Source organism: Mesorhizobium sp. M0938 (assembly GCF_040319125.1).
GTDB classification, from domain to species: Bacteria; Pseudomonadota; Alphaproteobacteria; order Rhizobiales; family Rhizobiaceae; genus Mesorhizobium; species Mesorhizobium robiniae.
The window spans coordinates 391256-407748 of record NZ_JAMYNS010000003.1; the positions used below are offsets into that span (position 1 = coordinate 391256).

Annotated in this window: 13 protein-coding genes; 6 read left to right on the forward strand and 7 right to left on the reverse strand. The window is 62.0% G+C overall.

Annotated elements, in window-relative coordinates; all coding sequences use genetic code 11:
* Positions 1-72: 72 nt before the first annotated feature.
* A complete protein-coding gene (locus NKH73_RS07200; protein ID WP_352929584.1) occupies positions 73-1053 on the forward strand; it encodes a LysR family transcriptional regulator in 981 nt (326 codons plus the stop codon).
* Between the two features lie 96 nt (positions 1054-1149).
* Positions 1150-2478, forward strand: a complete 1329-nt coding sequence (locus NKH73_RS07205) for an aspartate aminotransferase family protein (RefSeq protein WP_352929587.1) — start codon at positions 1150-1152, stop codon at positions 2476-2478.
* 60 nt (positions 2479-2538) lie between these two features.
* Here NKH73_RS07205 and NKH73_RS07210 read toward each other — a convergent pair whose 3' ends face one another.
* The 4 genes from NKH73_RS07210 to NKH73_RS07225 are packed head-to-tail and all read right to left on the reverse strand — an operon-like array spanning position 2539 to position 5956.
* Positions 2539-3177 carry a phosphoribosyltransferase family protein gene (locus NKH73_RS07210; RefSeq protein ID WP_352929590.1) on the reverse strand — a complete coding sequence of 213 codons (639 nt, stop codon included), beginning with the start codon at positions 3175-3177 and terminating at the stop codon, positions 2539-2541.
* Positions 3174-3848: an energy-coupling factor transporter transmembrane component T family protein gene (locus NKH73_RS07215; protein ID WP_352929592.1), complete on the reverse strand. Its 675-nt coding sequence runs from the start codon at positions 3846-3848 to the stop codon at positions 3174-3176. The genes NKH73_RS07210 and NKH73_RS07215 overlap by 4 nt, the downstream gene beginning before the upstream one ends.
* Positions 3845-5362 (reverse strand): ABC transporter ATP-binding protein, encoded by a 1518-nt coding sequence (locus NKH73_RS07220; RefSeq protein ID WP_352929595.1) that lies wholly within the window; start codon positions 5360-5362, stop codon positions 3845-3847. The genes NKH73_RS07215 and NKH73_RS07220 overlap by 4 nt, the downstream gene beginning before the upstream one ends.
* A gap of 21 nt (positions 5363-5383) precedes the next feature.
* Positions 5384-5956 (reverse strand): aminotriazole resistance protein, encoded by a 573-nt coding sequence (locus tag NKH73_RS07225; RefSeq protein ID WP_352929598.1) that lies wholly within the window; start codon positions 5954-5956, stop codon positions 5384-5386.
* A 271-nt stretch (positions 5957-6227) separates the two neighbouring features.
* On the opposite strand from NKH73_RS07225, the gene NKH73_RS07230 reads away from it, so the two are divergent.
* Positions 6228-7310 (forward strand): pyridoxal phosphate-dependent aminotransferase, encoded by a 1083-nt coding sequence (locus NKH73_RS07230; protein ID WP_352929601.1) that lies wholly within the window; start codon positions 6228-6230, stop codon positions 7308-7310.
* A 14-nt stretch (positions 7311-7324) separates the two neighbouring features.
* Positions 7325-8230: an allantoinase PuuE gene (locus tag NKH73_RS07235; RefSeq protein ID WP_352929603.1), complete on the forward strand. Its 906-nt coding sequence runs from the start codon at positions 7325-7327 to the stop codon at positions 8228-8230.
* 72 nt (positions 8231-8302) lie between these two features.
* Here NKH73_RS07235 and NKH73_RS07240 read toward each other — a convergent pair whose 3' ends face one another.
* The 3 genes from NKH73_RS07240 to NKH73_RS07250 all read right to left on the reverse strand — a co-directional run bounded on the left by NKH73_RS07240 (position 8303) and on the right by NKH73_RS07250 (position 13656).
* The gene (locus NKH73_RS07240) at positions 8303-10723 is read right to left on the reverse strand and encodes a GcvT family protein (protein WP_352929606.1); all 2421 of its coding nucleotides are present in this window, start codon (positions 10721-10723) and stop codon (positions 8303-8305) included.
* Positions 10724-10917: 194 nt separating this feature from the next.
* Complete coding sequence (locus NKH73_RS07245; RefSeq protein ID WP_352929608.1) at positions 10918-12573, reverse strand: ABC transporter substrate-binding protein; 1656 nt, start codon at positions 12571-12573, stop codon at positions 10918-10920.
* A 195-nt stretch (positions 12574-12768) separates the two neighbouring features.
* A complete protein-coding gene (locus NKH73_RS07250; protein WP_352929852.1) occupies positions 12769-13656 on the reverse strand; it encodes a LysR substrate-binding domain-containing protein in 888 nt (295 codons plus the stop codon).
* 168 nt (positions 13657-13824) lie between these two features.
* On the opposite strand from NKH73_RS07250, the gene NKH73_RS07255 reads away from it, so the two are divergent.
* On the forward strand, positions 13825-15243 hold the full coding sequence (locus NKH73_RS07255; protein WP_352929611.1) for an MmgE/PrpD family protein: 1419 nt from the start codon (positions 13825-13827) through the stop codon (positions 15241-15243).
* 6 nt (positions 15244-15249) lie between these two features.
* The gene (locus tag NKH73_RS07260; RefSeq protein ID WP_352929614.1) at positions 15250-16491 is read left to right on the forward strand and encodes an FAD-dependent oxidoreductase; all 1242 of its coding nucleotides are present in this window, start codon (positions 15250-15252) and stop codon (positions 16489-16491) included.
* Positions 16492-16493: the final 2 nt, after the last annotated feature.

Sequence of the window (16493 nt, forward strand, 5' to 3'; positions counted from 1 at the left end):
CCAAGCCCCTTGCACTCAACCGATTTTTTGCAACATTAGGAAAACTTATGAAGCCCCTGCGGACCGGAGTTGATGGTGAAGAGCGGCAGTTTCGATTTCAATCTGTTTCGATCGATCGAGGTTTTTGCCGCCGTCGTCGAGACGAGGCACGTCACCCAGGCGGCGCAGATGCTGGGCATAACGCAATCGGCCGCTTCCCAGCATCTGAAGAATTTGGAGACCGCGCTGGGCGTCAGCCTGATCGATCGCAATCTGCGGCCGATCGAACTGACGAAGGCAGGCATTGCGCTGCATCGCCGCGCCATTGTCATATTGGCCGAAGTAGAGGGTCTTCGCACCGACGCACGCCGGGTCAATGCAGCACCGCTGCCGTTGCTGCGCGTCGCCCTTCTGGCCTCCATTGCAACGACGTTGGCGCCAGCCCTTTCCGTGCTCGCCCGCAAAACCTTCGGGATTCCCGAGCTCAGCCTCTTTGCCGGCCTGGCGACCGATCATGTTGCTTTGCTGCGGGCCCGGCGCGCCGATCTTGCCGTGACGTCCGGCGAGTTGTTCGAGATCGAAGGCCTCACGCGCTATCCGATCATGACGGAGAAGTTTTTGCTGGTGACGCCGAAAGGCTTCGCTGGCGATGTCGGCGACATCGTGAAGCTTTCGAAAAAGCTCGCCTTCGTGCGATTTTCTCGCGAAACGCCGGTGGGCTTGCGGGTCGACCAGCATTTGAGCCGGCTGCGCATCGAGATCCCGCGCACAATGGAGGGCGACCGCTCCAGCGTGGTCATGGCGCCGGTTGCGGCCGGCATGGGCTTTGCGATACTGACGCCAACCCTGCTCATCGATGGATTGGCGGAAGGCATGGAGATCGACGTGCACGCGCTGCCGTTCACCGGGCTGTCGCGCAACATCCTGCTGGTCGCGCGCGAGCGTGAGCTGGGTAATATTCCAGAAGCCTTCGCGGCGCGCACGGCGGAGGTCCTGACACACGCCATCAGCACTCGCCTCCCCGGCCTTCCCGCCGACTGCTATGTTGTCGACCGTCCGGCGGCGCACGACTAATCGGCTCCATCATTTATCCTGATGGGCGCTTTTGCCAGTGCGTGCTCATCCCATTCGGTGTTCAATCTCCGCGAGTTCCAACGCAGGAGGGCGGGCATGAATGCTCCTCACATTCATTCGGATCTGGAGGTCGACTGGTCGACCGAGGCCATCGTCGAGCGGCGGAACCGCTTTTATTCGGCCTCGCAGCGAAAGTTCGTCCCCTATAAGGAACCGCTGATCATCAAGCGCGGCAAGGGTCAGTATGTCTGGGACGAGAAGGACCAGAAATACATCGATTTGCTCGGCATGAACCTTTGCATCTCGGTCGGGCATGCCCATCCCCAGGTCGTCAAGGCCGCCAGCGAACAGCTGGCCGAACTGACGCATTGCACGACGATGTTCTACCATCCGGTTCCCGCCCAATATGCCGAAGAGCTGGCCGCGACGATGCCTGCCGGCCATGATTGGGTCGTGCATTTCACCAACAGCGGCGCCGAAGCGATCGATCTCGCCTTGCTGATGGCGCGCTCGCATACCGGCAACATCGATATGCTGGCGCTCGCATCGAGCTATCACGGTGCAACTTTCGGAGCCCAGTCGGTGACCGGCATTTCAGGATTTCGCCACCCCGTCCCGCAGCTTGGAGGCGTGGCGTTCGTTGCCGAGCCGAACCAGTATCGCGGCATCCATGGCGAGGGTGTTGAACCTTACCTCGCCGAGGTGCAGCGTGCGATCGACAGTTCGACCAGCGGCCGCATCGCCGGAATGATCGTGGAACCGGTCCAGGGTTACGGCGGTATCGTGCCCATGCCTGACGGTTACATTTCGGGGGCCTTCGAGCGCGTCCGCGCAGCCGGTGGTGTTTGCATCGTCGATGAAGTGCAGTCCGGTGTTGCACGAACGGGCGACGCCTTCTGGGCGTTCGAATCCCACGGGGTCGTTCCCGACATAATCGTTGTCGCCAAGGGGGTCGGCAACGGCATCCCGCTCGGCGCCGTCATCGCCAAACGAAACGTCGCCGAATCCATGGCGGACAAATTTCTGTTTCACACTTACGGCGCCAATCCCGTGGCCTGCGCCGCAGGGCGCGCGGTGCTCAAGGTCATCCGTGAAGAGCGACTCCAAGAGAATGCGCGAACGGTCGGCGCCGCACTTAAGGCAAGACTGGAAGACCTCAAGAACCACTTCCCCCTTATCGGCGATATTAGAGGCCGTGGCCTGATGCTGGCGATCGAACTTGTGAAGGATCGTGCCACGAAGGAGCCGGCGCCGGAGGCGACCCTTGCGATTTTCGAGGAAACGCGCCGCAACGGCCTGGTTGCGAGCCGGTCCGGTCCCTACAGGAACGTGATCAGGATGTGCCCGCCGCTTTGCCTGTCGATGGCGGACGTTGACGATGTGATGGAGCGCTTCATACGCAGCTTCAAGTCAGTCGCAAGTTGATGCTGGCGCTCAAGTGTCGGCCCCGAGACACGGTAGCTGGGCCGGTTCGCTCGTCTTAGACTAGAGGAAGGTTTCCGGAATCGGCTTCCAGCGATCCCCGTCTGGTGCGAATTGCGGGATATGTGCGAGGCTGTGGATCAGTGCCCGGTCCGGCCCAAGCGTTTCTTGCCAATCCCGCGCCTCGGTGAGGATCACGCCGATGCCAACCATTTCCGCGCCCGCGTTGCGCACCAACTCGACCGAGCCCTTCAGGCTTGAGCCGGACGCCACGACATCGTCGACCACCACGACGCGCTTGCCCGCGAGGAGCGGTATCGCGCGGCGGTCGAGAAGCAGGCGCTGCTCGCCCTTCGAGGTGATGGAGGAGATGCGCTGGACAAGCGCGTCGCCCAGATGGATCTTGGGCGATTTCTGCAAGATCACGTAATCGTCGAGTCCCAAGGCGCGGCTCACTTCGATGGCGACGGGAATGCCGAGCGTGGCCGCGCCCACAATCAGGTCGGGTTTGAGCGGCCGCAATTTCTCGGCCAATTTGCGGCCGACATGCTCGCCAAACCTTACTCCGAGATCGATGACCATCATCAGCGAGATGGCAAAATCCGGCTTGATCGCAACGATCGGCAAATCGACCTGCAAGCCGGCAACGTCGACCGGCCAGTGTTGCCCGGTCATCGGCGCTAGGGCGGTTTCCTGGGTCATTTTGTTTGTCCTTGATGAGCGAGCCGCGGTTCGACCAGCAGGCCGACATTGCGCCACGTTGTGCGCTTGCGGTTCATGTCGAACCCGTAGATGGAAAGCGAAAGCGAGATGGCGTGCGCCAAGCGGATGGCCTGCACCAGAAGCGGCACACCACGTGCCAGCGCAAAGCGCAACCGAGTTGGCAGCGAGACGTCGTCGATCTCCATGCCACGTGCCCGCTGCGCATCGGCGATGCGCTCGAAATCCTCGCGCAGCATCGGGATGATACCGAAGGTGAGCGACAGGACCAGAGTGACGATGGGCGGGAGACGGGCCGCACTGGCCGCTGCCAGGATAGAGCCTGGCGTACTCGTCTCCATGACAAAATAGAAGGCCGCGGTCGTCGTGACGAGACGTGCCGCCATCCCAGCGGCGATCGGCAGGGCATCGGCAGCCGAAAGCCCCTGCAGCAGGAGGTTGCCGATCCAGCTCGCCATGACCAAAAGCACGAGAAGCGCCGCACCTTTGAGATAGCCGCGCAAGCCAGGCACCTGCATCACGCTCAGGAAAACGAGAGAAAGTAGGGCCAGCGGCACGCCGAAGCGCCAGTCCGGCGCAAGCCAAGCCACCAGCATGATCGCGAATGCAGCCGTCAATTTCACGAAAAAGTTGAGTTCATAGATCCGTATCATGCCGCTGCTCCCGTCGATAGAACCGTCGGTGCGGACCAACCGAGCTGGGAGAACGCACTCGACGCCCAGGCTTCCTGCGGCGCGCCGTCGAAGACGATCTGCCCTTCATCCAATATCAGCGTGCGCGAGGCAACATCTTGGACGAGATCGAGATCATGCGAGATGAGCATGATCGCGCGTCCCGACGACAGCATGGACCCTACGAACAGGTCCAGCATGTGTCTGCCCTGCAGGTCGCGCGCAAGCAGGGGTTCGTCCAGGATCGCTACCGACGTCTGAGCCGCATCGGCGCAGGCAAGTCCAAGCAGTGCCTGCTGCCTCGTTGAAAGCGCGAAGGGATTGGCTTCGGCCAACCCTTTGATTCCGTATTTCTCCAGCGCGGCATGTGCCTCCCTCCTTACCGAATCGTCGGCTGCCGCGCCTGCGGTGATGGAGAACACGACTTCCTCGAGCACAGTCATGTTGAACAGGATGCGGCGCATGTTCTGCGGAAGATACGCTATTGCGCGGGCGCGGCGCGCAACGGTCCAGCCGTCGGCCGGTTCGCCACCAATACGGACTGACCCTGCGGCGAGCTTCGCCAAGCCTAGGATCGACTGGAACAGCGTCGTCTTGCCTGCGCCGTTGCGCCCTATCAGCGCCACCTGCTCCCCGGCGCGGATCTGGAGCGAAACATCACGCAAGACCGGGGCGCCATCGGGGCGCGCAAGCCGGGTGCGGATGCCGGAAACCGAAAGCAGCACATCGCCGACAGGGAAGGACGGTGTGCCGGTCGCCCGATGGTTGGGCGGCAGGATGCCCGCTTCCAGCCATGGCTCTTGTTGTGTCATTATCCCGCGCGCGGCGACGGCCTCCGAAAGCCTGCCCGACACGAGCAGGCGCACATTGTCAGCGACAGACTTGAATGTGCCCGGATCCTGTTCGGCGACGAGCAACGAGGGCACCTCGTCGGCCAGCTTCGCGAGAATTCGAACCAGCCGTGCACGGGCGGCTGGATCGAGCCCCGTCGTGGGCTCGTCGAGTACAAGCAGCACGGGCGCAGCCGCAAGGGCAGCCGCGATTGCCACCATCCGCCGTTCGCCGCCGGAGAGAGTAAGTACTCGCCTCCCCCGCAGCGGATTGAGCTCAAGCTCATCGAGCAGAACCTGCAGCCTGCGGCGGATAAGTTTCTTTTCCACGCCCCGGTTTTCCAGCGGGAACGCGATCAGGTCCTCGACACCCAGGTCCCAGAGCTGGTCTTCGACATTCTGCGTAACGATGCCGATGCTGGTAAAAAGGGCATCCTTCGACAGGCTCGAAAGCGGCTGGCCATCGAATGAAACCGAGCCGGAGAAGTGGCGGGGCGCAACGAGGCGGGGGATGATCCCTCCCGCCACGTTGAGCAACGTGCTCTTGGCCCCGCCTGCCGCCCCGCATACGAGCAGGCGCTCGCCACGTGCAATGGTCATCGTCGCTTCGGTGATCGCCGGCGGCGCATCGCCGAAGCCCACCGTCACATTGTTCAGTTCAAGCACTTTTCAAATCTTACCTTGCGCTCAGAAGCGCGTGAAACCGGCAGGATGCGCGCTCTTGAGAATCTTCAGCGCGGGAACGACAAGAAGCGGCGTGCCTATGATCATCGGCACGATGTCCGACAGGCCCAGATACATCACTGCCCACCAGAAGGGGAAAATGCCGAGATAAGCGAGACTGGCCGAGACGGCGACGACCATCACGAGGCCAACAATTAGGCACACTGCTGCAATTTTGATCAGCGTGTTGCGATCGAATTTCGTTCTGGCCGGGTCGAATATCAAGCCAGGCACGAGGCCGGTGAGGCCTACCATGATGCCGTCGACGATGAGCGAATGGGCGGGGATGAATGTGCCCGCCAGCAGCGACCAGACTATGGTGCCGAGATAACCGCAGATGAAGCCGCTCTTCCAGCCGAGCAGGATACCCACAAGCGGAGGCAGAAAGGCGAAGATGCGCCACTGGATGACGCCGGGAACGAGCTGTATCGGATTCGCATAGGCCCAGAGCACTCCGGTCGCCGCGGCAGCGACGATCGACAGCACGATCGGGAAGAGGGTATTACCCTCAGAGTGAGTAGCAGTTGCGTCTTGCATGACGAAATTCCCCTGATGTGCCTCCCCTGACTGAAAAGCAAGTTATGTGCCGGATTCCTGCCAGCGGACCGAATTGGATGCTCGCCGGTCGGACGTCGGAGCACTGAGCAAATGCAATCATGCCGCAAGCTTGGAATGGGCCAGAATCCCGGAGGCATTGCGGGGTTAGTTTTTGCTTGTGAATGCGCTGGCGGATTGTAGCTTGGCGGTGGGCCGATCCGACAGAGGCAGTTCGCGAGAGGGCCGCCATCGAAATCCCCACGGATACACCATGCCCCTGAAAGCTGCCGCTCATATCGAGGCCATGTCCGCCTTTGCGTTGGCGAATTTCGGCGGCTATGACCGGCCGACCCTCGCCCAGAATGAGAGCGCCGTTGCGCCCAGCCCCAGGGCGATCGCCGCCGGTCAGCACGCGATTGCCCGCAGCCATCTCTATCCCGATCCGGACTGGACGGCGCTCCGCGATGCAATCGGGCAAACCTATGGGGTCGAGCCTAACCTGATCCTGTGCGGCGCCGGTTCGATGGACCTGATCAGCTGCACCATCGCGGCGTTTGCGGGTTCCGGCGACGAGGTGCTGGGCACCTCCTACGCCTATAATTTCGCGGCGTCCGCCGCGGCGCGCGTCGATGCAATCTATCTCAAGGCGGCGGAACGGGATTTCGCGGTTTCGGTCGACGGGATCCTCGCCGCTGTTACGCCGGCAACACGGATCGTCTTCGTCTGCAACCCCGGCAATCCGACCGGCACATGCATCCGCAATGCCGAACTGCTGCGCTTGCGCGCCGCCTTGCCGGCAAATGTGCTTCTGCTGATCGATCAGGCGTATGGAGAGTTCGACGGCCAGGACCCACGGCCGATCTTTGCGCTGGTCGGGCGCGGCGATACCGTCGTGTTGCGCACCCTCTCCAAAGCCTACGGCCTGGCCGGCGCTCGTGTCGGCTGGGGATTGTTTCCGCCGTCAGTCGCCGCTGAAGTGCGCAAGATGCAGAACTCAAACCAGGTCACGAAGCCAAGCCTGGCAATGGCGGTCGCGGCCTTGGAGGACCAAGCCTATATGCGGGAGACGGTGGCGAGCACTGCCGCGATCCGCGACCGGTTTGCGCATCGCCTGAGGGCTGCCGGATACCATGTTCCCGAAAGCCGGACGAATTTCGTGCTGATCCGCTTCTCGGACGCCGCCGCCGCCGAGGCCGCCGACAGGAGCTTGCGGGGCGCCGACATCATCGTGCGGAGCCTGGGCGGTTACGGCCTCGCTGACTGCTTGCGCGCGACGGTGGGACCGGAAGATATCATGGATCGAGCGCTCAGCATCCTGATCGGTAATCCGCAACGTATAGTCTCGGCGACTTAGCCTGGGAGTTCGAAATGCCATATCTGCCCGCGCGGGATTTCATCGGCTACGGCGACAAGCCACCTTCCGCGGAATGGCCTGGCGGCGCCAAACTGGCGCTCAACATCGTCGTCAACTACGAGGAAGGTGCCGAATACAGCATCGGCGAGGGCGACGATGTTTCCGAGGCGATCCTGTCGGATCTTGCCGTATCCCCTGCGGTGCCCGGCCTGCGCAACCGCAACATGGAATCGCTCTACGAGTATGGCTCACGCGTCGGCATATGGCGGCTGCTGTCGCTGTTCAGGGACAAGGACGTCATTCCAACCTTCTACGTGGTGGGACGGGCGCTGGAGCTCAATCCGGCCGCCGGCAAGGCGATCGCGGCGCTCGGCAGCGACATCGTCTGCCATGGCTGGCGCTGGATCGACTACGCGCCGCTGAGCGAGGCCGAGGAGCGCAAGCATATCGCGCTGACGGTAGACGCTGTGCAGCAGATCACCGGCATTCGCCCGCTCGGCTGGTACACCGGCCGGCCCAGCCTCAACACAAGGCGGCTGATCGTGGAGCATGGCGGCTTCCTGTTCGATTGCGACGACTACAATGACGACCTGCCCTATTTTGTCGAGGTCGGTTCGAAGCGGCATCTGGTCGTTCCACACAGCTTCGACAACAATGACAGCCGGTTCTCGCGCGGTTCGGGACTGGAGACCGGCAGCCAGTTCTTCGAATATGTCGGCGATGCCGTCGACTGGCTTCTGGCGGAAGGGGAAAGTACGCCGCGCATGATGACGGTTTCGTTGCACTGCCGGTTGGCGGCGCGGCCTGGCCGCATGGTTGGATTGGCCCGCTTTCTGGACAAGATCAAGGCCAATCCGGATATCTGGATCTGCCGCCGTTCCGACCTCGCCGCGCATTGGCTCGAACGCTTTGGCGGCTGACGTATCGTGCGCGGCACTTCAGAAGCTGCCGCTGGACAATCGTCAGGATCGCCGGCATCAAAATCGCCGGCTCTATGCCCTGAGCCGCTTGCCTTCGGGGTCGAACGGCGGTTGCTTCAAGAGCACCGCGTCATGAGGCCTTCCCAATATGGCGACCGTAACGGTATCGCCGGGTTTGGCCGAGCCGGCCTTGACATAGCCGAGCGCCAGGGACTGCTCGACAAAGTAGCCATAGGCGCCTGACGACACCTGGCCGATCGGCGTGCCGTCCGGCAGGAAGATCGGTTCCCCACCGGTCGCGTCGGCATCCTTGGCGTCGATCGATAGCATGATGAGCTGATCGCGCGCCGGTTTGTCGGCGATGGCGGCGTAGGAGTCTCTATTGAGAAATTCGCCCTTGTCCATTTTGACAAGGCGGTCGAACTTGACCTCCTGCGGCCAGTATTCGGGCGAATATTCGCGGCTCCAGCTGCCATAGCCCTTTTCGACGCGCAGCGACATCAAAGCGCGCGATCCCACCGGCCCGGCACCGACTTCGCCGCCGGCCTTGAGCAGAGCGCCGTAGAGCTCGACCTGGTTGGCGGCCGCGCAATAGAGTTCCCAGCCAAGATCACCAGTGAACGAGACCCGCAGCGCCACCACGTCGACGCCAGCCACCGTGATCTGCCGCGACCGCATGAATGGAAACGCCTCCGTCGAGAGATCGGCATTGGTCAGGCGCTGCAGCAATTCGCGTGACTTCGGGCCGGCGACGTTGAAGCCGGCCAGCTCCTCGGTGCGCGATCGGAAAGTGGTGCCATCCGGCAGGGGGACGGCCTTGAAGAACCTTTGATGGAAGCGCTCGGCCATGCCCGAACCGAACACCATAAACTGGTCGTCCGCGAGCTTTGTCACTGTGAAGTCGCCGGCAATGCCGCCGCGTTTGCCGATCAGCGGGGTGAGACAGGAGCGGCCGACATCGGTCGGCATGCGGTTGGCGAACAGCGCGTTGAGCCATGCCTCCGCACCAAGCCCTTCAACCTCGTATTTGGCAAAGTTCGAAACGTCGATGATGCCGGCATGCTCACGCAGCATACGCGCCTCGCGTCCTACCGGTTCCCACCAATTCTGGCGCGTGAAGCCGATAGTCTCCTCGCGCGGCTCGCCTTCGGCGGCGAACCAGAGCGGATGCTCCCAGCCGAAATTGAGGCCGAACACGGCGCCCATCCGCTTTTGCATTTCATAGGCGGGACGGGTGCGGACCGGCCGCCCGGCGGCACGTTCCTCGTTGGGAAAATGGATCTTAAAACGGTGGCTGTACTGATCCTGCACACGGGCCTTGGTGAAAGCCTTGCCGGCCCAGTGGCCGAAGCGCGCCATGTCCCAGGCGAACATGTCGAGCGAAGGCTCGCCCTCGATCATCCACTCGGCCGCCAGTTTGCCCATGCCGCCGGATTGCGAAAACCCGGGAATGATGCCGTTGCAGCAGAAGTAATTGTGCAACTCCGGCACCGGGCCAAACAGCACGGCGCTGTCGGGCGACCAGATCATCGGACCGTTGATCACGCGCTTGACGCCCGCCGCGCCGGCCGCGGGAACACGGGCAATGGCGCGCATCATGTTGTCCTCGATGCGATCGAGATCGTCGGGAAACAATTCGTGGCCGAAGTCCAGCGGCGTTGCATCTTCGGCCCAGAACTTCATGTTGCGTTCATACGCCCCGATGAGCAGGCCGAGCCCTTCCTGGCGCAGATAATATTCGCCGTCGCGGTCGGCGACCGACGGCAGACGGCGACCCATGGCGGCGATTTCCGGGATCGTCTCGGTGACGAAATACTGGTGCTCGGTGGGTATTAGCGGCAGTTGGAGGCCGGCCATCGCGGCGACCTCACGGCCCCAAAGGCCGGCGGCATTGACCACCCATTGCGTGCGGATGTCGCCCTTCGGCGTACGAACGATCCAGCTGCCGTCAGGCTGCGCTTCAGTTGCTGTGACAGGTGTGAAGCGATGGATCTCGGCTCCGCGCTGGCGAGCGCCAGCTGCATAGGCCGCCGTCACGCCGGACGGATCGACATTGCCGCCTTCGGGTTCGTACATGATGCAGCGTATGCCATCGAAATCGACCAGCGGGTGCAGCCGCTCCGCCTCGTCGCGGCCGACTTCGTAGAAGTTCATCTTGTAGCGCCGTGCCTTGGCTTCCTGCAGCCTGAGTTGATGTTCGCGCGCTTCGGTCTGCGCAAGGTAAAGCGAACCCGGCTGGAAGATGCCGCAGCCCTGGCCGGTCTCGGTCTCCAGTTCCTTGTACAAGGCCATTGTGTAATGTTGCAGGCGGCTGATGTTGGTTGAATCGTGCAGGCCGTGGATATTGGCGGCCGCATGCCATGTGGACCCGGAAGTCAGCTCATCACGCTCGAGCAGGACGACATCGGACCAGCCGTATTTGGCGAGGTGATAGAGGATCGAGCAACCGATCAGGCCGCCACCGATGACCACGGCTTGTGCATGAGTACGCATATCCAGAATTCTTCCCTTTGTTCGGCTTCAGCGCTTTGATCAGCGCCTTTCCGGGTCTGTTGTCTTGGTCAACTGGGTGGATCTTTACAGTCGGAGTTTACCGAGCAAAACGATAGCAGCTCGGACGGTGTGGCGCTCGGCGAAACCCAGGGGGGCCTGGAAACTGCGCCCCTGGATTTGTGCTGCGACGGTGGTCAGGCCTTGTCGAGCCACACCTTCTCCAGCTGCAACTCGAACGTCTGATGCATAAAGAGGTTTTTCACGTAAGTGGCATGGTGACGGTAGAGCGACCGCCAGAACGACTGCACGAGGACGCCAGAGTCCTGAAGGATGAACTGGACTTCCTTCATCAACTCCTTGCGCTTGTCTGGATCCGCGACGGCCAGCGCGGCATTGAGCTTCTTGTCGAATTCCGGATTGGCATAGCCCGACTCGTTCCAGGCTTCGCCGCTGCGATAGGCAAGTGCCAGCACCTGCACGCCCAGCGGACGCATGCCCCACTCGGTGGTCGACCATGGATATTTCGTCCAGTCATTCCAGAATGAGGTTCCAGGAATGATGGTCCGCTTCACTTTGAAACCGGCCTCGCGCATTTGCGCGGCGACGACATCGGCAGGATCCTTCACATAGTCGGAATCGTAGGAGATGAGCTCGAACTCATGATCCATCTGACCGGCTTCTGTCATCAGCGCCTTGGCCTTTTCCAGATCGCGCGGCACTGTCGGCAGTTCGTAATATTCCGGGTGGATGGGGCAGACATGGTGGTTCTCGGCGATCTGCCCGAGGCCACTGTAACCGAGCTTCAGCACGGTCTCGTTGTCCACCGCGAGCTGGATGGCATTGCGTACCCTTTTGTCGTCATATGGTTTGTTCTTCACATTGGTTCGCAGCACGATCGTTCCCGCGGTGACGACCGATTCCTTGACCAGATCCATGCTGTCATACAGATCCACTGTGCCGCCGACCGTCTGATAATTGCAGTCGATCTCGCCGGCCTCGAAGGCGCTGGCGATGGCCGGGTTGGAAGCGTCCGTCCCATAGTCGGTCCAGTCGACGCCATCGAGATAGGTCTCGCCGCCGAACCAGGTGAAGTCCTTGCGCCGCCTGACCGAGGCCGACTCGCCGACCTTGTACGAGATGAGCTCATACGGGCCGGTACCAGGCGTCTTCATCATGTCCGCGCCATCCTTATCGAAATTGCGGTGGACGACGATCGCCGGATAATCCGCCATGCCTGGGATGATGGTGACGTCGGACTGACCGCATTTCAGCTTCACGGTATAGTCGTCGACCTTGGTGACGGCGCCTGCGGCGGCCTTGTTGGTGGCAGGGTCGATCAGCGTGCTCATCCGGCCAGCCATCGAGTTGCCCTCGGCAGCCTTATCGCACCAGCGCTCGATATTGTAGGCGATGTCTTCGGCCGTGAGGTCGTCGCCATTCGACCACTTCACACCCTTGCGAACATGCAGCGTGTACTCTGTGGCGTCGTCACTGACGTCCCAGCTCTCGATCAGATGGCCCTCGAAGGTGAAGTCGCGGGTGTAGCGCACCATGTAGTCGTTGCACTGGCGCATCACATTGGCCATTTCCGACCAATCCCATGTACGTGGGTCCTTCATGTCCTTGATGATCATCTGCATCTTCAGGATACCGCCCTTCTTGCCCGGCTCCTCGGCGGCGGCCTGTGCCGGGGCAATGCCGGCCATCGAGTATGCGAGCGCCGTCGAGGCGCCCATCGCGCTCGCCAGGGCAAGGAATTCACGGCGGTCCATCGTGCCGTTTCTGACTTCGTTTGCGTAGCTCTCAATGGCTGCCGGGACGCGGTCGCCATTGCTGCTGAAAATCGTCATTGTTGGATTCTCCGGTTTGGGCTTTCCGCCCGTTACATTCCCCATTGCGACCGGCATGTTAGGGGCGATGCAAAAATCCCGGAAGGGCTTGAGCTTGAACAAACCGCTGAAACCCGTCTGTTAAGGCCAAAAAAAACAATGCCATTGACGTCTCAAATTTTTGCGTGCCGAGGCGACGCCGGAAGAGCAACGTCCTCAGGCACTATCTTCCTGGGCTCGCAAAAGAATCCATTCCCGCACCGTGCGCGCGATGGTTCCCTTCGAAAGCTGATTTTCGGTGAGGTAGTAATTCCAAGGGCTTGCGGGGCGGATCGGGAAAGGCTCAACGAGCAGCCCACGACGCAAATAGGCGTGGGCAAGCGACCGCTGGGTTGCGACAAGGCCTGCCCCCATGGCGGCAAGTTCTAGCGCGATGTTGGATGCGTTGGTGGTCAAGCCCTTGTCGTAATCCGCCATGTCTATTCCCAGTGCCGTGGTGACGCACTGCCAATATTCCTGGCGGCCGTGCACGAATATCCAGTCCACTTTGAGAATATCCTCCGGTGCCTTCACGGCGTTCTCGCCGTCAAGCAATGCCGGCGCGCACAGCAGGACCAATTCGTCGTTCCAGAGCGGAATGCCCGTCGGCGGGCGATCGTCGAAACGCCGCGTGGAAATCGTTATGTCGGCGATCTGCTCGCTGAGGTCCTCCCAGATCGTGCCGTGAAGCACGATCTCGATTTCAGGGTGTTTCTTTCGAAAGGCGGCCATGCAGCCGGCCAGCCAGTTCTCGGCGAGACTCATCGGGCAGGAGACCACCACCGTCCGGTTGCGCGACGAGGTCACGATCGCCTCCGTCGCCTGGTCGATCTGATCGAGCGCCTGACGCAGCGTCGGCAGAAACGCCTCGCCCATCTCGGTCAGCTTGAGACTGCGCGGATAACGTATGAACAGCTGCCGGCCGATATAATGTTCAAGCGCACGGACATGCGTGCTGACCGCAGCCTGCGTGTATCCGAGTTCCTTTGCTGCCATGGTGAAACTGAGATGACGGGCCGAACTCTCAAAGGACCTGATGTAGTTCAAAGGCGGTGGTGGCTTCATCTCCGGCTCCTGCGGCGTGCAAGCGATAGGTAGACCACAGCGGCGGCGCCGTTCAATCGCGTACAGTGGCAAGACATAGATATTTTTGGCCAAAGCCGCCAAACTAATTGCGTGAAAGCGCCATGGACCCAAATTAATGATGTCGTGCCTACAAATGGAGTGAAGCAAGTGGCTGTGTCGCCCCATCGGCATGAAGGGCCTGACGCGAGTGACGACGTTGCCGTGCGCCTGACTGACTTCGTGTTGCGGCGGCCGGCATCCGTCTTCCCCGCAGCGGTGCTGGAACGGGCGCGTTACCTCCTGCTGGACACACTTGGAATTGCCATCGCCGCAGGCCCAATGGAAGCAGGCGTGATCGCCCGCGATGTGGCGACCCTGCTCTACGGATCGACCGACCCATGGCATTCGGCGCGCATGCTTTTCGACGGCCGTCGCGTCAGCATCGCCGGCGCAGCTTATGCGGGTGCGACACAGATCGACAATCTCGACGGCCACGACGGATACAGCCCGACAAAGGGGCACATCGGCGTTGCGGTCGTGCCGGCGCTGACAGCGCTTGCGGAGGGACTGCCTGCGCTGACCGGCCCTGAGGCACTCGCATCGCTGGTCGTCGGCTACGAAGTCGCCGGCCGAGCCGGCATCTCCTTGCATGCAACAGTGTCGGACTACCACACGTCAGGTGCCTGGAACGCCCTGGGGACGGTTGCGGTGGCCGCACGCTTGCGGCGACTTCGGGACGATCAGTTCCGGCACGCCCTTGGCATTGCCGAGTACCACGGCCCGCGCAGCCAGATGATGCGCGAGATTGCCAATCCGACCATGCTTCATGACGGCTCGGGCCTTGGCGCAATGGTCGGGATATCTGCCGCCGTGCTGGCCGAGCGTGGTTTTACCGGCGCGCCGGCCATCACGATCGAGGCGCCCGAGGTCGATCTGCATTGGCGGGATCTCGGCGGATTCTGGCAGGTGCTGCACCAGTACCTGAAGCCTTACCCGATCTGCCGCTGGGCCCATGCAGCCATCGACGCGACGCGCGGGCTGTGCAGCAAGCATCGTCTCTCGCCAGCCGACATCAAGCACATTCAGGTCAACAGCTTCCACTACGCCGCGTCGCTCTTCGACGGCATGCCGGACACGACTTCGAAAGCGCAATACAGCCTGCGTTTTGCCGTCGCTGCGTTCATTGTCCACGGACGCATCGGGTTGGAGCACATTTCCGGCGCCGGGCTCGAGGATGCTGCCGTCGCGGACCTGTTAAGCCGCATCACCGTGTCGGAGTCGGAGCGCCACAGCGCCCGTTTTCCCGCGGGCCGCTGGACCGATGTCGTGATCTCGACGACCGACGGGCGGGTCTTGATCTCAGGCGACGTCCATGCCCGCGGTGGACCGGAAGCACCTCTGACGCCGAATGAGATCGAGGCCAAATACATGGAATTCGCAGCACCGGTGCTCGGGCAGCACCGCGCGGCAGCAATCCGTAATGCCACTCTGTCGCTTACCGACCGCGACAGCCATTTCTCCGACCTCTCGGCATTGCTCTACGATCCTCCAGCGATCAGCAAGGTCGTCCGGCGGCCAGCGTGGTAGTCTAAGATGCCGCTCAGGCTCCTGAAATACGGCCTCAGCAGAGGCTATCCGGTCAGCGGCGATATCCCCTCGACGCCTGACCTGCAACAGTCCTACGACGTCGTAATCGTCGGCGGCGGCGGTCATGGGCTGTCGTGCGCGCATCACCTCTCGAAATATCACGGCATCCGCAGTGTCGCGGTTCTCGAAAGGGGCTATCTCGCCGGCGGCAACACGGCGCGCAACACGACGACGATCCGGTCGAACTACATCACGCCGGAAGGCATCGCCTTCTACAAGGAGAGCGTCGAACTCTTCGAACGCCTGTCGCAAGAACTCGACTTCAACGTCATGTTTTCCCAGCGCGGCCAACTCACGCTCGCCCACACGGAAGCGACGCTTCGCAGCTTCCACGCCCGTGCCGAGATGGGCAAGCACATGGGGACACGGACCGAGGTGGTCGACCAGAAGGGCGTCGAGGAACTCGCGCCGCTCCTCAACATGGACTATGGCGGTTCACTCGAAATCCTCGGCGGTCTCTGGCATGCCGATGGCGGAACCGCGCGGCATGATGCCGTCGCCTGGGGCTATGCCGCCCAGGCGGCACGGCGCGGCGTCGAGATCCACCAGCGAACCGACGCGACGGGCTTCGAGATTGTCGGCGATCGGATCCAGGCCGTAAAGACGAACCGGGGCCGTGTCGCTTGCGGGCAGGTACTGATCGCGACAGGCGGAATGAATTACGACGTGGCGCTAATGGCGGGCGTCGAGCTTCCCATCCGCTGCTATCCTCTTCAGGCCATGGTGACGCAGCCGCTCAAGCCCTGGCTGCACACGTTGGTGTCCTCGGTTTCGCTGCACACCTATCTCGTGCAATCCTCGCGCGGAGAGGTCGTCATCGGCGGCGGTTCCGATCCGTATCAGCTCTACTCCACGCGCTCGACGCTCGACATGAAGGAGCATCTCGCCGAAGGCGCCGTGCACCTCTTCCCGTTCCTGCAAGGCGTGCGGCTGCTCAGGCAATGGGCCGGGATTACCGACATGACGCCGGACTACAGCCCGATCATGGGCGCCAGCCCCCTCGCCAACCTATGGCTCGATTGCGGATGGGGCACCTGGGGGTTCAAGGCGACACCCGTCGCCGGCAAACGTATGGCGGAAACCATCGCGGCCGGTCGTGTACCGGATATTCTGAAGCCCTTTGCGCTGGAGCGGTTCGAGACGTTTCGATTGCTCAACGAAATGGGCGCGACGGCGGCGAGTCACTGACC